Source organism: Rhodophyticola sp. SM2404 (assembly GCF_053570515.1).
In genome coordinates this window covers 1-17606 of sequence record NZ_JBSEDL010000008.1, presented here as the reverse complement: position 1 = coordinate 17606, position 17606 = coordinate 1, and the positions used below count along the sequence as shown (strand labels likewise).

The 17606-nt window shown below is 56.2% G+C and carries 19 protein-coding genes and 1 pseudogene; 13 read left to right on the top strand and 7 right to left on the bottom strand.

Translation table 11 applies throughout. The annotated features are described in order from the left end of the window. Positions 1 to 3: 3 nt before the first annotated feature. Positions 4 to 954 (bottom strand): 4-hydroxy-3-methylbut-2-enyl diphosphate reductase, encoded by a 951-nt coding sequence (gene ispH / locus ACTYEO_RS12385; protein WP_449324058.1) that lies wholly within the window; start codon positions 952 to 954, stop codon positions 4 to 6. A 363-nt stretch (positions 955 to 1317) separates the two neighbouring features. On the opposite strand from ispH, the gene ACTYEO_RS12380 reads away from it, so the two are divergent. After that, positions 1318 to 3525, top strand: a complete 2208-nt coding sequence (locus tag ACTYEO_RS12380) for an ATP-binding protein (protein WP_449324057.1) — start codon at positions 1318 to 1320, stop codon at positions 3523 to 3525. A gap of 33 nt (positions 3526 to 3558) precedes the next feature. Here the strand turns inward: ACTYEO_RS12380 and ACTYEO_RS12375 are convergent, their stop codons facing one another. After that, entirely contained in the window at positions 3559 to 4137 is a 579-nt protein-coding gene (locus ACTYEO_RS12375; RefSeq protein WP_449324056.1) for a LabA-like NYN domain-containing protein, read from the bottom strand. A gap of 140 nt (positions 4138 to 4277) precedes the next feature. On the opposite strand from ACTYEO_RS12375, the gene folK reads away from it, so the two are divergent. From folK to rnc, 8 genes are all read left to right on the top strand, one after another. Further along, the gene (gene folK / locus ACTYEO_RS12370; RefSeq protein WP_449324055.1) at positions 4278 to 4835 is read left to right on the top strand and encodes a 2-amino-4-hydroxy-6-hydroxymethyldihydropteridine diphosphokinase; all 558 of its coding nucleotides are present in this window, start codon (positions 4278 to 4280) and stop codon (positions 4833 to 4835) included. A gap of 90 nt (positions 4836 to 4925) precedes the next feature. Continuing rightward, entirely contained in the window at positions 4926 to 5279 is a 354-nt protein-coding gene (gene rpoZ, locus ACTYEO_RS12365; RefSeq protein ID WP_449324054.1) for a DNA-directed RNA polymerase subunit omega, read from the top strand. Positions 5280 to 5291: 12 nt separating this feature from the next. Then, on the top strand, positions 5292 to 7445 hold the full coding sequence (locus ACTYEO_RS12360; protein ID WP_449324053.1) for a RelA/SpoT family protein: 2154 nt from the start codon (positions 5292 to 5294) through the stop codon (positions 7443 to 7445). A 35-nt stretch (positions 7446 to 7480) separates the two neighbouring features. Then, the gene (locus ACTYEO_RS12355) at positions 7481 to 8122 is read left to right on the top strand and encodes a DUF2062 domain-containing protein (protein WP_449324052.1); all 642 of its coding nucleotides are present in this window, start codon (positions 7481 to 7483) and stop codon (positions 8120 to 8122) included. A 27-nt stretch (positions 8123 to 8149) separates the two neighbouring features. Beyond that, positions 8150 to 8899: a pyridoxine 5'-phosphate synthase gene (locus tag ACTYEO_RS12350; protein ID WP_449324051.1), complete on the top strand. Its 750-nt coding sequence runs from the start codon at positions 8150 to 8152 to the stop codon at positions 8897 to 8899. A 41-nt stretch (positions 8900 to 8940) separates the two neighbouring features. After that, positions 8941 to 9393: a holo-ACP synthase gene (gene acpS / locus ACTYEO_RS12345; RefSeq protein WP_449324050.1), complete on the top strand. Its 453-nt coding sequence runs from the start codon at positions 8941 to 8943 to the stop codon at positions 9391 to 9393. A 66-nt stretch (positions 9394 to 9459) separates the two neighbouring features. Continuing rightward, entirely contained in the window at positions 9460 to 10248 is a 789-nt protein-coding gene (lepB, locus tag ACTYEO_RS12340; RefSeq protein WP_449324049.1) for a signal peptidase I, read from the top strand. Continuing rightward, positions 10245 to 10928 (top strand): ribonuclease III, encoded by a 684-nt coding sequence (gene rnc, locus ACTYEO_RS12335; protein ID WP_449324048.1) that lies wholly within the window; start codon positions 10245 to 10247, stop codon positions 10926 to 10928. The genes lepB and rnc overlap by 4 nt, the downstream gene beginning before the upstream one ends. Before the next feature lie 38 nt (positions 10929 to 10966). Here rnc and argC read toward each other — a convergent pair whose 3' ends face one another. Further along, on the bottom strand, positions 10967 to 11881 hold the full coding sequence (gene argC, locus ACTYEO_RS12330; protein WP_449324047.1) for an N-acetyl-gamma-glutamyl-phosphate reductase: 915 nt from the start codon (positions 11879 to 11881) through the stop codon (positions 10967 to 10969). A 145-nt stretch (positions 11882 to 12026) separates the two neighbouring features. On the opposite strand from argC, the gene era reads away from it, so the two are divergent. After that, a complete protein-coding gene (gene era, locus ACTYEO_RS12325; RefSeq protein WP_449324046.1) occupies positions 12027 to 12932 on the top strand; it encodes a GTPase Era in 906 nt (301 codons plus the stop codon). Further along, the gene (locus ACTYEO_RS12320) at positions 12929 to 13264 is read left to right on the top strand and encodes a DUF1491 family protein (RefSeq protein ID WP_449324045.1); all 336 of its coding nucleotides are present in this window, start codon (positions 12929 to 12931) and stop codon (positions 13262 to 13264) included. Before era ends, ACTYEO_RS12320 begins: the two co-directional genes overlap by 4 nt. Before the next feature lie 31 nt (positions 13265 to 13295). Here ACTYEO_RS12320 and ACTYEO_RS12315 read toward each other — a convergent pair whose 3' ends face one another. Together ACTYEO_RS12315 and ACTYEO_RS12310 are read right to left on the bottom strand one after the other, a co-directional pair. Beyond that, positions 13296 to 13580: a Pr6Pr family membrane protein gene (locus tag ACTYEO_RS12315; RefSeq protein WP_449324044.1), complete on the bottom strand. Its 285-nt coding sequence runs from the start codon at positions 13578 to 13580 to the stop codon at positions 13296 to 13298. Beyond that, positions 13577 to 13972: a hypothetical protein gene (locus ACTYEO_RS12310; protein WP_449324043.1), complete on the bottom strand. Its 396-nt coding sequence runs from the start codon at positions 13970 to 13972 to the stop codon at positions 13577 to 13579. Before ACTYEO_RS12310 ends, ACTYEO_RS12315 begins: the two co-directional genes overlap by 4 nt. Positions 13973 to 14341: 369 nt before the next feature. Here ACTYEO_RS12310 and recO point away from each other — a divergent pair, with 369 nt between their 5' ends. Then, a complete protein-coding gene (gene recO, locus ACTYEO_RS12305) occupies positions 14342 to 15070 on the top strand; it encodes a DNA repair protein RecO (RefSeq protein WP_449324042.1) in 729 nt (242 codons plus the stop codon). On the opposite strand, the gene ACTYEO_RS12300 is transcribed toward recO, so the two are convergent. Together ACTYEO_RS12300 and ACTYEO_RS12295 are read right to left on the bottom strand one after the other, a co-directional pair. Then, on the bottom strand, positions 15060 to 15440 hold the full coding sequence (locus tag ACTYEO_RS12300) for an META domain-containing protein (protein ID WP_449324041.1): 381 nt from the start codon (positions 15438 to 15440) through the stop codon (positions 15060 to 15062). The two genes, recO and ACTYEO_RS12300, sit on opposite strands and share 11 nt — an antisense overlap. A 40-nt stretch (positions 15441 to 15480) precedes the next feature. Continuing rightward, on the bottom strand, positions 15481 to 17166 hold the full coding sequence (locus tag ACTYEO_RS12295) for an acyl-CoA dehydrogenase family protein (RefSeq protein ID WP_449324040.1): 1686 nt from the start codon (positions 17164 to 17166) through the stop codon (positions 15481 to 15483). 170 nt (positions 17167 to 17336) lie between these two features. Between ACTYEO_RS12295 and ACTYEO_RS12290 the strand changes: the two are divergent. Continuing rightward, positions 17337 to 17480, top strand: a pseudogene (locus tag ACTYEO_RS12290) (flagellar motor protein MotB); the annotation flags it as partial. Between the last annotated feature and the right edge of the window lie 126 nt (positions 17481 to 17606).

Here is a 17606-nt window from a genome sequence, read left to right as displayed (position 1 = left end):
CGTTCAGGCAGTCTCGCGCAAGACGCGGGGCACCTTGAACTCGACGTTTTCGACAGCGGTTTCCACCAGTTCCATGCTCACATCATATCGGTCACGGAAGGCATCAATCACTTCATTGATCAGCACCTCGGGCGCCGAGGCCCCTGCGGTAATTCCCATGGATGTAATGCCGTCCAAGGCACGCCAATCAATATCGCTCGCGCGCTGCACCAGTTGCGCATATTTGCACCCTGCGCGCGCGCCAACCTCGACGAGACGCTTGGAATTGGAACTGTTCGGCGCGCCCACCACAAGCATCGCATCCGCCTTTGGCGCCATGGCTTTCACGGCCTCCTGACGGTTGGTTGTGGCATAGCAGATATCTTCCTTATGCGGCCCGACAATCTTGGGGAACCGCGCTTGCAGTGCTGCAACGATATCAATCGTATCATCAACCGAGAGTGTTGTTTGCGTCACGAAAGCAAGGTTTTCGGGGTCGCGCACCTCGATTGTGGCGACATCCTCGACCGTTTCCACAAGCAGCACTTCGCCTTCTGGCAATTGCCCCATCGTTCCGATGGTTTCGGGATGGCCTTCATGGCCGATCATGACCATTTGAAGCCCGTTCTCATGATGACGCGCGGCCTCGATATGCACCTTGGACACCAAGGGGCAGGTTGCATCCACAAAAAGCATCTCGCGGCGCGCAGCCTCGGCGGGGACGGATTTCGGAACACCATGGGCGGAAAAAATCACCGGCCTGTCGGGCGGACAATCATCCAGCTCTTCTACAAAAACGGCCCCCTTGTCGCGCAAATCATCAACGACGTATTTGTTATGCACGATCTCGTGACGCACAAAAACGGGTGCGCCCCATTTCTCCAAGGCCATCTCAACGATCTTGATTGCCCGATCAACACCGGCGCAAAACCCGCGAGGCGCGGCGAGGAAAATGGTTAATGGTGGCTTCGACATGGCAGGACCCGATCTTGTTCTGCCACCAGATTACGAAGCTGCGCCCCCAGCGTCCAGCGCATCACGGCACTGCGCGAGAAAAACCTTGTTTTTGATTATATCCCAAGGCCATAAAATAAGGGGGAGGTAAAATTTTCACGTCGTTTTTCCACCGTATTTCGACCCTACGTTATTTTTAATATCCTAGAATTCGACTCTGAGGACGCTAACTTGCTTCGGCAATGACCACAGAAACAACTTTCGCGTAATGTCTGTGTCTTTTGAACAATTGCGAAGGACCACTTGGATACTGTTGGTGAACAAAGAGCATCGCAGCATTGCAAATAGTTTCAGCTGCGCGCCAAAGGACTAACGAACCGACCCATGACCAAGACCTTTATGCCAAGCATATCAAAGACTTCTGAGGAAAACCCTCTGGAAGAACTGCGGCTGCGTTCCTTGATGTTTGCCTGCTCAATTGTGACAGCAGTTGCCTTTGTCTGGTGTGTTTGGGGCATCATTATTGGCCAGCCATTGATGATTGTGCTTGCCAGCTTTTCAGGTGCCTCCGTCGTGGCGGCCTATCTGCTGACAAATCGTGGCTATGGCTTCATCGGCAAGCTGATCTGGTATTTTTCGGCGTGGGTCCTGATTACATCATCCTTCTTCATTGCCCCCGCCGGTTCGGATGTAGAATTTCTCTATGTGACGATTATTGCAGGTCCATTTCTGGTTTTTTCCTCAACCAGTGGTCGCAGGCCCATTCTGACACTGCTGACGCTGACGGGTCTAACTTGGTTAACGGTTGAGTATCTTGGTGCTGATTTCTTCGGCGGGCCCTATTTATCACCCGATTTGGCAGAAACGATCAAATACGCCATCTATTTCACCACCTTCCTCATCATCGCGACGGAACTGCTGTTGTTTGGCCATGTGACCGAGGCCTATCACGCGGAATTGAACAAATCGAAGAACGAAGCGGTTGAGGCGAATAATGCAAAATCCGAATTCCTCGCCTCTATGAGCCATGAAATCAGGACGCCGATGAACGGTATCCTTGGCATGATGGAAATCCTCGACAATACCGACCTGTCACATGAGCAACGCCGCCTACTGACAACGGCAAGACGGAGCTCCTTTGCGCTGCTGCGGATTATCGATGATGTTCTGGATGTCTCGAAGATTGAGGCTGGCAAACTGGAGATCATCCCGAAGCGGACCAATCTAATGGCCCAGATGGAAAGCGTCGTGGAAGTCATGCGCGGCTTTGCGGATGAGAAGGACGTTATCTTACGCTTCTATTTCGACCCCAGCCTACCCGAAACCACCTATACAGATGGCGGGCGACTTGGTCAGATCACGTTGAACCTGTTGTCCAATGCCATCAAGTTCTCAAGCAAGGCCCGCGCTGAGGGGCAGGAGAGAGGCGAGGTCATTCTCTGGGTCACCAAAAGCTCGCAAAGCAGCTTCTGCATCCAAGTTGACGACAATGGTGTCGGCATGAGTGACAGCTTCCTAAAGGAAATGTTCGAACCCTTCTCGCAATCCTCTGAGCAAGCCTCGCGCGTGACCGGTGGAACGGGGCTTGGCCTGACAATCGTCAAACGGTTGGTCGACAATATGCAAGGAACGATCGACGTTAAAAGCGCGCCGAATGAGGGCACGACAATCCGTCTTGAGATGCCGCTGACCTTGCCGCAATCAACCCAAACCGCCCCCGATCTTGAGGGCTACACAATTCACGCATGGCCGCGGGATGACCTGTGGAAAAAAGGTGTCGACAGTTATGCTGGCGCCGCCAAGGCAAAGGTCGAATGGTATGAGACTTTCGAGGATTTTCGAGACGTCGTTCTGAGCCAACCCAAAGCCTCAATCTTTCTTGCATCGCTGGATGAACCCAAAAGCCAGAAAGCCATCGAGGAAGATCCCGCCTTTGAGCAAGTAAAATTGCTCGCCTTTACCTATTTGCGCACCTATCGCTCGGGCCATATTGCGCCCAATCGCTATGTTCTCAACGCGCGGCCAACGCTCTTGAGCGAATTCTTCAGCGCCTTGAGCATTTTGTCCGAGCAGCCCGAGATCAAAAAAGAAGGCTTGGAACATGTCACGCCTCCAAGCCAGCTCAAGCATATCGATAGCTTCTCCAACCAACCCCCTGACGGGGATGCTGCTGTTAAAAAAGTAGGTTTAACCAAAGCCAGCCGAAAACGCGGCTTGGTTGTGGAAGATAATGAGGTGAACCAGACCGTTCTCGTCGCGCAGCTACATTCGCTCGGTTATGAGACACAGGTCGCCAATAATGGCGAGGAAGGCCTGCGCACTTTGAAAGCCGAGGAATTCGACTTTGTGCTGACCGATTTCCAAATGCCGCTGATGGACGGGTTCGAGATGTCGCGCCAGCTACGTCTTTGGGAAGAAGAAAACGGCAAGCCGCGCGTGCCGATCATCGCCATCACGGCAGATGCGATCAGCGGCGACAGGCAGCGCGGGCTGGATCATGGCATGGATGCCTTCCTGACGAAGCCCGTTCGCATGCTCGACCTTGGCGCAACGATCACCCGTTTCCTGACCGATAGCCCCAAGGGCAAGTGACGGCCCGAGACAGGTCTCGGGCCATCGCTGTATTTAGCTAGGCTGCCCCATGGCGCCGTCGTGATTATCGCCGCCTTGGTTGTCACGCGGGGGGCGCCCGACAACATCCTTGAGTTCATCCAGCTCGATGAAATTATCGGCTTGGCGACGCAGATCATCCGCAATCATTGGCGGGTTTGACCGGATCGTCGACACAACCGAGACCCGCACGCCTTTGCGCTGGATCGCTTCGACTAGCGGGCGAAAATCACCATCGCCAGAAAACAACACAATGTGATCCACATGCTCTGCGGTTTCCATCGCATCCACAGCCAGTTCGATATCCATGTTTCCCTTCACCTTGCGGCGACCCTGGCTATCGGTAAATTCTTTGGCTGGCTTGGTCACCATGGTGAAGCCGTTATAATTCAACCAATCCACCAAAGGGCGGATCGGCGAATAGTCGTCATTTTCAAGAAGAGCGGTGTAGTAAAACGCCCGCAACAACTTGCCGCGCTGCATGAATTCCTGCCGCAACAACTTGTAGTCAATGTCGAAAGCGAGTGCTTTGGCGGCGGCATATAAATTCGAGCCATCAATGAACAGCGCGAGCCGTTCGTCTCTGTAAAACATAATTAATCGTCCTGTGAGTGTTTGTGCCTATCGTGAATGGGGATAAGAATTTCTTCAAATAGACCTACGATCGACAATGCTGACAAAAATAGGTGATCACTCAACATGCGCAAGTGTTCGAAAGATATCGGAAAAATTGAATGATACTGATCGCGTTGGGGTCCAATCTGCCCGTTGGTGAACAGGGACCTGCCGAGGTTTTGCATGCCGCGATCGGCCAGATTTCCGAAAGAATCCAAATCCCTAAAGTTGAAAGCCGTTTCTTTAGGACGCCTGCATTTCCGAAAGGGTCCGGCCCTGATTTCGTGAATGCCGCGCTGAAACTGGAAGGAAGCGCCCCTGCGCAAAAAATCCTCACGATCCTGCATGACATCGAATCGGAGTTTGGCAGAGATAGGTTAACAAGATGGGCCGCGCGCGGTCTGGACCTTGATTTGATAGCGATTGAGGATCAGGTCCTGCCCAATCTCGCGACATGGCAGGCTTGGCACGGGTTGAGCGTGGATGAGGCCGCACAAACCGCGCCCGAGCAATTGATCCTTCCCCATCCGCGCCTGTCCGAGCGGGGATTTGTTTTGATGCCACTGGCCGATGTCGCGCCCGAATGGCGCCATCCTGTCCTTGAAAAGACGGTATCGGAAATGCTGGCCGAACTTGCCCCGCAGGAATTGGACGGCATTGTACCGCTTTCCGCCTGAAAATAGGGCTTTCTGCCCTTGTGTTTCCGGCACTTGAGGGCTAGGTACGGGGCTTGAGTTTCCTCCCGACAATGATTTCGGAGTATCCAAATGGCCCGCGTGACCGTTGAAGATTGCGTTGATAAGGTACCGAACCGGTTTGAACTGGTAATGCTTGCTGCACATCGTGCACGCGAGATTACAGCTGGTTCGCAACTGACGATCGACCGTGACAACGACAAGAACCCTGTTGTTGCCCTGCGTGAAATCGCGGATGAGACACAGACTGCCGATGAATTGCGTGAGCGCTTTATCGAATCCCACCAGACCCAGATCGAGGTCGACGAGCCTGAAGAAGATGCAATGGCTCTTCTCCAAGGCGTCGAGCAGGATCGCCCCGCTCAGGACGATATGTCCGAAGAGCAGATGCTGCGCGCCCTTATGGAAGCGCAGGGTCAAAGCTGACATAGGGCTTTGATGGACGGGAACCGATCAGATCGGCTTGGCACTCTAGACGCCGAAGACCTGATTAACCTTGTCCGCAACTACAATCCAAAATGTAACGAGGCGCTCCTTCGGGGCGCCTATGATTATGCGTCGCGGATGCATAAAGGGCAGAAACGCCATTCGGGCGAGCCCTATTTCACCCATCCCGTGGCCGTTGCCGCCATCCTCACCGAAATGCGCCTTGATGATGCAACCATCGCAACGGCACTTCTTCATGATACGATCGAAGACACCAAAGGCACCTATTCCGAGCTGACGGAGTTGTTTGGCGAAGATGTGGCCGAACTGGTGGATGGCGTGACCAAGCTGACCAATCTGCAGCTCTCCAGCCGCGAGACCAAACAGGCCGAGAATTTCCGCAAACTCTTCATGGCTATGTCCAAGGATTTGCGCGTTATCCTCGTGAAGCTGGCGGACCGTCTGCATAATATGCGCACGATCAAGCATATGCGCCCCGAAAAACAGGTCGTCAAAGCGCATGAGACCATGGATATCTTCGCGCCTCTGGCGGGTCGCATGGGTATGCAATGGATGCGTGAGGAATTGGAGGACCTGTCCTTTCAGGTGCTCAACCCCGAGGCGCGCAGCTCGATCATGCGCCGCTTTGTATCGCTGCAAAAAGAATCGGGCGATGTGATCAGCAAGATCACCGATGATATCGAAGCGGTGATGGAAAAGCATAGCGTCACGGGTTCTGTCTTCGGACGCGCGAAAAAGCCGTTCTCGATCTGGCGCAAAATGCAGGAAAAAGACCTCGCCTTTTCGCGCCTCTCGGATATCTACGGCTTCCGTGTGATCGTGGATAGCGATGATGCCTGCTATGTGGTGCTTGGCGCGGTACATCAAAGATGGCGCGCGGTTCCGGGGCGGTTCAAGGATTACATCAGCCAGCCAAAATCGAACGGCTACCGCTCGATCCATACGACCGTTTCGGGCCGCGATGGCAAGCGCGTGGAAATCCAGATCCGCACCAAGCAGATGCATGAGGTGGCCGAAGCGGGCGTGGCTGCGCATTGGTCTTACCGCGATGGCGTGCGCAGCGAGAACCCCTTTGCCGTTGATCCTGCAAAATGGCTCTCGACGCTGAATGAGCGTTTCGAGATGGCCGAGGATCATGACGAGTTTCTCGAACATGTGAAGCTTGAGATGTATTCGGATCAGGTGTTCTGCTTCACGCCCAAAGGCGATGTGGTGAAGCTGCCGAAAGGCGCGACGCCGCTTGATTTCGCCTATTCGATCCATACGCGCATCGGGCATTCCTGCGTTGGGGCCAAGGTGGATGGCATCCGCGTGCCTCTCTGGACAAGGCTGAAAAACGGCCAGTCGGTCGAGATTTCCACTGCCGATGGTCAAAGCCCGCAAGCCACTTGGATTGATATCGTGGTCACAGGGCGCGCCAAGGCCGCCATTCGCAGAAATCTGCGCGAGGAAGATCGCGGGCGTTATGTGAAACTGGGCCAAGAGCTTGCCCGCGTGGCCTTTGAGCATGTGAACAAGAAAGCGACCCCCAAGGCTTTGGATACGGTCGCCAAAGCCCTTGGTCTGCCTGATGGAACCGAAGTGCTGGCGCGGATCGGCTCTGCCGAAATTTCCGCGCGGGACATGGTGGCAAAGCTTTACCCCGAACTGGTCTCGGATAACGAAGAAACCGAGGTCGAGGCCCGCCGCGCCGTGATCGGCCTGCCGCCTGGCGCACAGGTGAACCGCGCGCAATGCTGCCAAGCTGTTCCGGGCGAACGGATGGTCGGCATCACCTATCGTGGCCGCGGGCCTGTTCTGCACGCCATTGATTGCGAGGCCTTGGCCGAGTTTGACGACCAACCCGAACGCTGGATTGACCTGCACTGGACCGAAGGCCGCCACGCCGCGGTGCATAATGTGACCATTAACGTTACGATATCTAACGATAATGGGGTGCTCGGTCGTATCTGCACATTGATTGGCGAGCAAAATGCCAATATCTCGGACCTGCATTTCATGGATCGCAAACCGGACTTCTTCCGCCTTCTGATTGATGTAGATGTGCGGGATGCAGAACATCTGCATTCTGTGATGATGGCAATCGAAGCCGATAGTGATGTTGCCAAGATGGAGCGGTATCAGGATCTCGATAGAAGACCCTGACCCTCACCCGCCAAGAGAGGGCAGGATTAGTCGAAGTGTTCAAACGTAGGGATCAACGCCCTTGGGCCCGTATTCTAACCGAGTGGGTCTATCCGCGCGGTGGTTGGACCCGTGCCTTCCAATATGTCCAACATCGGCTCAGCCGTTTGCCCGGAACGCCCGAAAGCATTGCACGCGGGATATTTGTGGGCGCTTTTACGTCTTTCACACCCTTCTTCGGGATTCACTTTGTCGTCGCCGCGGTGCTGGCCAAGATGGTGCGCGGCAACATCCTTGCAGCCCTTTTGGGGACCTTTGTCGGCAACCCGCTGACCTATGTTCCAATCGCTTTGGTCTCGCTTGAGTTCGGCCATTTCATGCTTGGCACTGAAATGCGCGGGCGCGTCGAGGACGGGCTTTTCCATAAATTTGGCGGCGCTTTAGGGGATCTTTGGCACAATATCCAAGCGGTTTTCACCCATGAGCGCGCGCATTGGGACGAGTTGCATATCTTCTATGATGATGTGTTTTTCCCATGGATGGTCGGTGGCATCATTCCCGGCGTTATTTGCGGCATCATTTGCTACTATCTGAGTGTTCCCGTCATTCGCGCCTATCAAAAGCGCCGCGTCGCACGGATGCAAAAGAAGATCAGAAAGATGCGGGAACAGGCTGGCGCCTCGGGCACAAACCACTAGGTTCTGACCTGGGACAACCGAAAGCGGATGACGATGACCAACCGATTGAGACTTGGCGTGAATATTGACCATGTGGCCACCTTACGCAATGCGCGCGAAGGTGCCCTGCCCGATCCCATCCGCGCGGCGCGTCTGGCCGAGCAATCGGGCGCTGACGGCATCACGGCCCATCTGCGCGAGGATCGCCGCCATATCCGCGACGATGATATCTCCGCGATTATGGAAGCCATCACCATCCCGCTGAATTTCGAGATGGCCGCCACTGATGAAATGCAACGCATTGCCCTTGATCACAAACCCCATGCGGCCTGTATCGTGCCCGAGCGGCGCGAGGAACGCACGACCGAGGGGGGCTTGGAAGTGGCTGCGGATCAGAACCGCCTGACCGACTTCATCCTGCCCCTCAAGGAAGCTGGCATTCGTGTCTCCATGTTCATCGCCCCTGATCCCGCGCAGATCGAAGCCTCGGCCCGCATCGGTGCGCCTGTGATCGAACTGCATACAGGCGCTTATTGCGATTTTCATGCCGAGGGCAAAACCGCCGAGCGTGACGCCGAATTGGAGCGCCTTGTGGCTGGCGCGAAACTGGGGGCCGAGTTGGGATTGGAAATCCATATGGGCCATGGTTTGACCTATGATAACCTCGCCCCGATCGCGGCTATGCCCGAGGTGATGGAGCTCAATATCGGGCATTTCCTGATTGGTGAGGCGGTTTTTGTGGGCCTGCCTGAGGCCTTGGCCGAGATGCGGCGCTGTATGGATGCCGCACGTGGATGAGCCATCCATCTGCGGGCAGAATTGATGACAAGGCGATTTGAATGATCCTCGGAATTGGAACCGATCTTGCGAATATCGAGCGTATTCAGAAAACGCTTGATCGTTTTGGCGACAGGTTCCGCAACCGTGTTTTCACCGAGACCGAGCAGACGCGCGCCGAACGCATGACCGACCCTGCCGCCGTCTATGCCAAAAGATGGGCCGCAAAGGAGGCCTGCTCAAAGGCGCTTGGCACGGGTTTGCGCATGGGGATCGCGTGGCGGGATATGGCGGTGACCAATCTTCGCACAGGCCAGCCCGTTATGCATGTCTCGGGATGGGCCAAAGAGCGCCTGAAGGAGATGACGCCGGACGGGTATGAAACCGTCATCCATGTAACCCTAACCGATGATCATCCTTGGGCGCAGGCCTTCGTGGTGATCGAGGCACTGCCCGAGGGCGAATTGGACGCTTTGCCCGGCATGGCCAAGCCTCCAGCACGACCGCTTGCTTGACTCGCCCCGCCGCGCGGCCCATGAACTCCTCAACTTTTGAAGCCCCGTATCAAAGAGGCAAGATGAATGGCAAAACCCGCTGCTAAAAAGGACGGTTTCTGGGAAACTGTTAAAACCGTCGTCTATGCCTTGCTGATTGCGGGTGTGTTTCGCACCTTGTTCTTCCAGCCCTTCTGGATTCCCTCTGGCTCCATGAAGGATACATTGCTGATTGGCGATTTCCTTTTTGTGAACAAGATGGCCTATGGCTATTCGCGGTTTTCCTGCCCCTTTGCCGCCTGCCCTATCTCGGGGCGGATTTTTGGCTCCGAGCCTGAATTGGGCGATGTGGTGGTCTTCCGCCATCCGACGAATAATTCCGACTTCATCAAACGTGTCATGGGCCTGCCTGGTGATGTGATCCAAGTGCGCAATGGTGTGGTCTATATCAATGGCGAAGCCGCCACGCAGGAGCCCACAGATCCCTTTATCGAGGATTTCGCATCACAAGGCCCGATGGGGCATATGCCGCGCTGCACCAATGCGCCCGTGGGCGAGGGCGGCGAATGCGAGAAGGACCGTTTCATCGAGACATTGCCCAATGGCGTGACCCATTCGATCCTCAATATCGATGACAATGCCTTTGCCGATAACACACAGGAATTCAGGGTCCCCGAGGGGCATTTCTTTGTGATGGGCGACAATCGCGACAACTCGCAAGACAGCCGCTTCCCACGCTCTATCGGGGGTGTCGGTTTCGTGCCGTCCGAGAATATCATTGGTCGTGCCGATCGGGTCATGTTCTCTTCGGCGGGTGAGCGTATGATCTATTTCTGGACATGGCGTGCAGACCGTTTCTTCAGGGCGATCGATTGAAACTAGCGCGTGAATTAAAGGCCTTTTCCGAGCGGTTGGGACATGAGTTTTCCGACCCCGCTTTGCTGGTGCGCGCGCTGACCCATTCCTCACTCTCGTCCGAGACGCGGCCCGATAATCAACGGCTGGAATTTCTGGGTGACCGCGTGCTTGGCCTTGTGATTGCCGAAGCCGTGCTGGCCCAAGATACCGCTGCCAAAGAAGGCCAATTGGCCCCGCGTTTCAACGCTCTGGTGCGCAAGGAAACCTGTGCCGATGTCGCACGCGATATTGATCTCGGCTCGGTGCTGAAGCTTGGCAAATCCGAGATGGTCACAGGAGGCCGCCGCAAGGAAGCGCTGCTGGGGGATGCGATGGAGGCCGTGATTGCCGCCGTCTATCTGGATGCAGGTTTTGAAGTGGCGCGCAGCTTGGTCCAGACCTTATGGCAGAACCGCGTTGCCAATGTTCAAGATGATGCGCGCGACGCCAAGACATCGCTTCAGGAATGGGCGCAAGCGCGCGGCCAGACCCCGCCAATCTATTCCGAAATCTCGCGGTCAGGCCCCGATCACGCACCGATCTTCACGGTTCAGGTGGCTTTGCAAACGGGTGAAACAGCCCGCGCAGAAGGCAAAGTGAAGCGGATGGCTGAACAAGCCGCGGCCCGCAGCCTTCTTGAACAGCTCAAAGACAAATAAGCCCGCGCCCCTAGGAAAGGGTCACGGGCCATTTGGATTTACAGAGACAGGGTTTCGTCCAAGCCCAACATGATGTTGAGGTTCTGGACAGCCGCGCCCGAGGCGCCTTTGCCCAGATTATCCAGAACCGCGATCAGCACAGTGGCGCTGCCATCGGCATTGCTATCGACCGTCACTTCCAAGCGGTTGGTGTCATTCAGACGCCGTGGATCAATCCGTGCGCCCATGCTTTCGCGCGGCACAGCTTTCACAAAATTCGACCCGTTATAATGCGCCTCAAGCGCCTTGAACGCAGCCTGTGCAAATCCTGCCTCACGATGCAGCGGGATTTGCACGATCATGCCTTGGGCATATTGCCCGACCGATGGCACAAAGATCGGCGCCTTGCTCAAGCCCGAGCGCAGCTTTAGCTCGGGCAAATGTTTGTGGTTCTGGCCCGTGCCATAGACGAACACGCCACTGGCATCGCCATTTTCAAACTCGGCGATCAGGGCTTTGCCGCCACCGGTATACCCGCTGACAGCATTTACGCAGAGCGCATCATCCGCCGCGATCAGGCCCGCATCGATCAAAGGTTTGATCAAGGCTATAGCCCCTGTCGGGTAGCAACCGGGGTTCGAGACAAATTGCGCCTCGGCAATATCAGCCCGTAGTTGGGCCGATATCTCGGGAAACCCATAGCTCCAATCAGGGGCAACCCGATGTGCCGAGGACGGATCAATCACCCGCGTTCCCAGCTTGGCCAGTTCAGGCGTGATTTCACGCACGCTGTCATCAGGCAGGCACAAAATGGCCACATCAGCCGCTTCAGCCGCTTCCAGCCTTGCATCAAGGTTCTTGCGGCGATCTTCGGGGAGCGAGATCAGGCGCAGGTCATCGCGGCCCTGAAGGCGGGCGCGGATCTGAAGACCCGTCGTTCCAACTTCGCCGTCGATGAATATTTGCGCCGTCATGGCTTTCCCCTTTGTTGTTTGGTTTTGCCGCCATACCGCTTTTGCGCTACATCACGCAAGCAAGACTTGTGGTCATTGCCATTGCTTTCGGCTACTAGGCCCCAATCGCAACACAGCCCCCGTGGCTATGAGGATCGCACACCATATGACAACCCGCGCTGGTTTCGCTGCTCTCATCGGAGAGCCAAATGCAGGCAAATCGACCTTGCTCAACCGTATGGTGGGGGCGAAGGTCTCGATTGTGACGCATAAGGTCCAGACCACGCGGGCGCGTATCCGTGGTGTCGCCATGGAAGGCGAAAGCCAGATTGTTTTCGTGGATACGCCCGGCCTGTTTCGCCCGCGCCGCAGGTTGGACCGCGCCATGGTGGCCGCCGCTTGGTCAGGGGCTGCCGATGCCGATGTCGTGGTTCTTTTGATCGAAGCACATCGTGGCAAGACCGATGGGGTCACCGCCATTCTTGACGGGCTGCTGGAAAGGTCCGAGGGCCGCCGCGTGGCACTGGCCATCAACAAGCTGGATAAGGTCGAGGCTGAGACATTGCTGGCCCTGACCGAGCAGATGAATGAGGCCTATCCTTTCGAGAAGACCTTCATCATCTCGGCCGAGCGTGGCTATGGCGTGGATGACCTGCGCCATTGGCTGGCCGATGCGATGCCTGAAGGCCCGTGGCTCTACCCCGAAGATCAGATCGCCGATCTGCCCATGCGGATGATTGCCGCGGAAATGACCCGCGAGAAACTGACCCTGCGCCTGCATCAGGAACTGCCCTACCAATTGACCGTCGAGACGGAAAGCTGGGAAGAGCGCAAGGACGGGTCGGCGCGGATCGACCAGATCATCTATGTCGCGCGCGATGGCCATAAGGGCATCCTGCTTGGCAAAGGTGGCGAGACGATCAAGGGCGTGTCCAAAGCCTCACGCGAGGAATTGGAGGAGTTCTTGGGCCGCAAGGTGCATTTGTTCCTGCAGGTCAAAGTCCGCCCCAATTGGCTGGATGAAGCCGAGCGCTATTCCGAGATGGGCCTCAATTTCAAGGATGGCGCATGAGCGAGCCGAGGCTTGCAACCGAATTCTGGGTCCATGCCTATTTGCGACGCCTCAGGCTGGCCGACATTCCCGCCTTTGTGACATCCAAAGGTGACACCACGGCAGGGGCCGTTCTGATCAAACTCAATACCCTTGATGGGAATGCAAAACTGTTCCAGCGCAGCTTTGATTTGCTCTCAGGGGAACGGGCTTGGGTCGTGCTGAGCGATGGCGTGGAAACAGGGGTCGATCAGACTATTGAACGCCAGAAAAGCTTTGACCCCGATATCTGGGTGATCGAGGTGGAGGATCGCGCGGGGCGGCATCTTTTGGATGAAACAGGGCTGAGCTGAGGCCGTTCATCCACCGTCTTGTCGCGGGTCGTCACCGCGCCAAGAACCGCGTCAGCAGCACAATAAATCCCGCCACCACGCAATACCCAAGCACCGTTGCAATCATGACCAAGGCGACCACCTCACGCCCCAAAAGCGTAGGGTCGAGAAACGGGTAGATATACCCACCATCCAGAGAGCCTCGCCACATCAGATAGGCAAGATAGATTGCAGGCCATAGGCCAAGTGCGGGAATATCCCAATACTCGAGCGCTCGCACCGAGGCGAAAGCCGCCCACCAGAGAAACAACAGCAAGACCAAGAGGGTGTGGATCAACTGGTAGCCGATGATCTCGGTAAAAAAGAACCCCCCTGATTGGCATAGTAGAAATGGTAGATCAGGGACATCATCACGAGGGCCGTCAAATGCGAGGCGAGGATCACGTGATTGGCCTTGCTCAGACGCCCTGTAATGGCCACCGTGATTAGGGTGATCGCCAGAAGGGCAGCGCCAATCACGGCCATTTGCCGAAACCCTTCCCAAATAGCATCCACATAGCTGATTGGGTCCATGTAATAAGCAGCAAGGCACAGCAAACAGATCACTATGCAAGAAATCAAAGCCAGCAATGCAGCAGAAGCCCGCCCCGCAAGCGGGAGGTTCTGCATATAATATTCGATCTCTGAAGCCGCCTCGTCCACCGAGGCCTGATCACGCCCTAAACTCATCTCGCACCCATGGATAACACCCGTCCGCAAGACCCGTTTTCGGATCCCAAATTTTTAAAACTCGCGTCAAGGCCGCAGATTTGCGAACCGACTGAGCAGAATAAAGCCGATACCTATTACAATGGTGACACATGCCATAAATATCATACTGAGAAATACTGTCACCCCGCCATCGATACTCGGACCCGTTAAATCACAAGCATATACCCTTTCGAACAGACACCTGCTTTGCACATTGGCCGAATAGAGCAACCGCAGCAGCACATGCCCGCATGATCAGGGCCGAATTTTCAACCGCATTCCTCATGATCACAGCTTGCCACGCCGTGATCGGATGGACAACGGTGCAGGCAATAGGGAAAGTAACGCATGGAATGGCGGTCAGAGGCGGTGCTGCTCTCTGTGCGACGGCATGGCGAAAGCGCTGCCATCATCGAAGTTTTTACGGCCGAGCATGGCCGCTACGCAGGCGTCGTAAGGGGCGGGGCCTCGCGCAAAATGGCACCCCATCTTCAAACCGGCGCGCAGCTTGATGCAACTTGGCGCGCAAGACTGTCGGAACATCTGGGCAGCTTCACGGTCGAGCCGAAGAAGGGCCGCGCGGCTGATGTTATGGAAGACAGGTTCGCCTTGGCAGGGCTGAACGCGGTTTGCGCGCTATTGAGCTTTGCCTTACCCGAACGCGAGGCGCACCCCGCCCTCTATGCGCGCTCTATCGCGCTGCTGGACGGGCTTGGCGCATCGCATTGGGCCGAGGCCTATGTGGCATGGGAAGTCGCCTTGCTGGAGGAATTGGGCTTCGGCCTAGATCTGAGCCAATGCGCCGTCAGCGGTGCAACTCAGGATTTGGCCTTCGTCTCGCCAAGAACAGGCCGCGCCGTTGCGCAGCACGCGGCTGGCGAATGGAAGGACAGGCTGCTTCCCTTGCCCAAATTCCTGCAAGGCACAGGGCCTGCCAGCCCGCAAGAACTGGCCGCTGGTTTGCGCCTGACAGGGCATTTCCTTGATACCCGCGTCGCACCCGCTTTGGGTGAAAAGACGATCCCCTCGGCGCGGACCCGCCTCGTAGACCTCGTGGCGCGCGGGATTAGCGGCTGAAGCTCAACAAAACACCCTGCGCGGTGGTCAGCGACAGCCTGTCCCCATCTGAAGCGACCGATTGCACCGCGCCCAGATAGGTCAGATACATCACCTCGGCATCAAGATCCTCACAGGCCATCCGTGTCGCCATGATCGGCCCGATAGAAAAGTTATCGCCTTCAAGGCTGGCTTGGCCACGATAGGTATTGCAAGGTGCCTGCCCCGAAAAGCTAAGGTCAGGCGCGATCTCGAGGGTTACGCCGCGTGGCGCATCGCCTTCGCCCATGCCGGTCAGATACCAGACACCCGTTGGCGTTGCGGGGGCCATCTGGCACCCCGAAACCAAGCTTACTGCTGTCAGGCCCAAAGCCATGGCCAGTTTACGCATAAGCAGCCCTTTCAAAGGCGCGCGGCGCAGGCCATGGCGTTTAGCCGAGCAAACGGCGCGCGATAACCTGAGCCTGAATTTCAGCGGCACCCTCGAAAATATTCAGGATGCGCGCATCACACAGGATACGGCTAATCTTGTATTCAAGCGCGAAGCCGTTGCCACCATGAATTTGCAATCCATTATCCGCAGCGGCCCATGCCACCCGCGCGCCCAAGAGCTTGGCCATGCCCGCTTCTAGATCGCAGCGGCGGTCATTGTCTTTCTCTCGCGCCGAGAAATAGGTGAGCTGGCGCGCGATCATGATTTCGACGGCCATCATCGCCAGCTTGCCCGAGACGCGCGGGAAATTGATCAGCGATTTGCCGAATTGCTTGCGGTCTTGGGCGTATTGCATCGACACATCCAAAGCGGATTGCGCAACACCGATTGCACGGGCCGCTGTCTGGATACGCGCCGATTCGAAGGTCTGCATCAATTGCTTGAAACCCTGACCTTCCTCGCTCCCCAGAAGGTTGTCGCCTTTGACATGGAAGTTATCAAAGCCAAGCTCGTATTCCTTCATCCCGCGATAGCCCAAAACCTCGATCTCGCCACCTGTCATTCCCTCGGTGGGGAAGGGGTGTGCATCATCGCCTGGTGTCTTTTCGGCAAGGAACATCGACAAGCCGCGATAATCGCTGCTGTCTGGGTCCGTGCGCGCCAGCAGCGTCATCACATGGGTGCGCGAGGCGTGGGTGATCCAAGTTTTGTTACCCGTCACCTTGTAGTCGCCCTGCGCGTCCTTGACCGCGCGGGTACGCAAGCTGCCAAGGTCTGAGCCGGTATTGGGTTCTGTGAACACCGCCGTTGGCAGCTTTTCCCCTGACGCGAGCGCCGGTAGCCAATGCTGTTTTTGTTCCTCGGTACCGCCTGCAATGATCAATTCCGCAGCAATCTCGGAACGCGTCCCCAGCGAGCCGACCCCGATATACCCGCGCGACAATTCTTCCGAGACCACGCACATCGAAGCTTTCGACAGGCCAAAGCCACCATATTCCTCGGGGATGGTCAGGCCAAAGACGCCAAGCTCGGCCAATTCCTCGATGACGTCCATCGGGATAAGTTCATCCTTGAGGTGCCAGTCATGGGCGAAAGGCTCGACCTTTTCGACGGCATAGCGGCGGAATTGTTCGCGGATCATCTCCAGCTCATCATCAAGGCCCGAGGCCCCGACCGTATTTTCAGCCGCGCGTTCCTGCATCAACTCAACCAAACGGCTGCGTGCCGCTTGGGTATTTGCCTTTTGCGTCAGCTCCATCACTTCGGGTGTCATCAAGACATTCTGGTCTTGCTGGCTCAGCCCCAAATCTTGCAGGCGCAGCATTTCCCCTTGGCTGATCGGAATGCCACCATAGAGCTGCCAGAGATATTCCCCAAAAGCGATCTGGTGGAGCAGTTGTTCCACCTCGCCGAATTTACCCTCCGCCTGAAGCCGCTCGGCCCATCCCTGCATCTGGCGCAGGGATTCGACATAAGTTGCGATCCAAGCCAAGCCATGCGCGGCCATCTGATGTTCTTCAATCAAGGCGCCCGAGACTTTTCCATCGACGCAAACCATGCCCCGCACGGCATCCGTAGCAAGGGTCAAAAGCGCCTCGGCAGGTGGAACGGAGGCACTGGTAAGCGCCAGAAGATCAGGCAGGATTACAGCGCTATCGGGCATTGATTCGATGTCACGGGGCATGGATCGCCTCCTAAATTTGGGTCAGGAAGGGTGTAATTCTTTCGCACTTGCAGCGCAACAAAAATTCAACAGCCTGCGTCCTATTGTACTAAAATGTCTTACCCGTTTCGTTAAACGCCTATTCACCCTCAGCCTGTACACCGCTTGCGACGAGTCACGAGGCAGGCAGGATGGTCGATAACAGCACACGCCCGATTATCATCAAACGCAAGAAGGTTGTGGCAGGCGGTGGTCATCACGGCGGCGCTTGGAAAGTCGCCTATGCCGATTTTGTCACAGCGATGATGGCCTCTTTCATGCTGATGTGGCTGCTTGAGCCTCCCCCTTTGAATTGGTCCGTCCCTATAGTTAGGAAAACGGAGAATCGAAGATGGGAATTACGAGACCGAAGCCTGAAGAGATTGTTGTTAAGCTGAGGCAAGTTGAGGTGCTGACAGGCC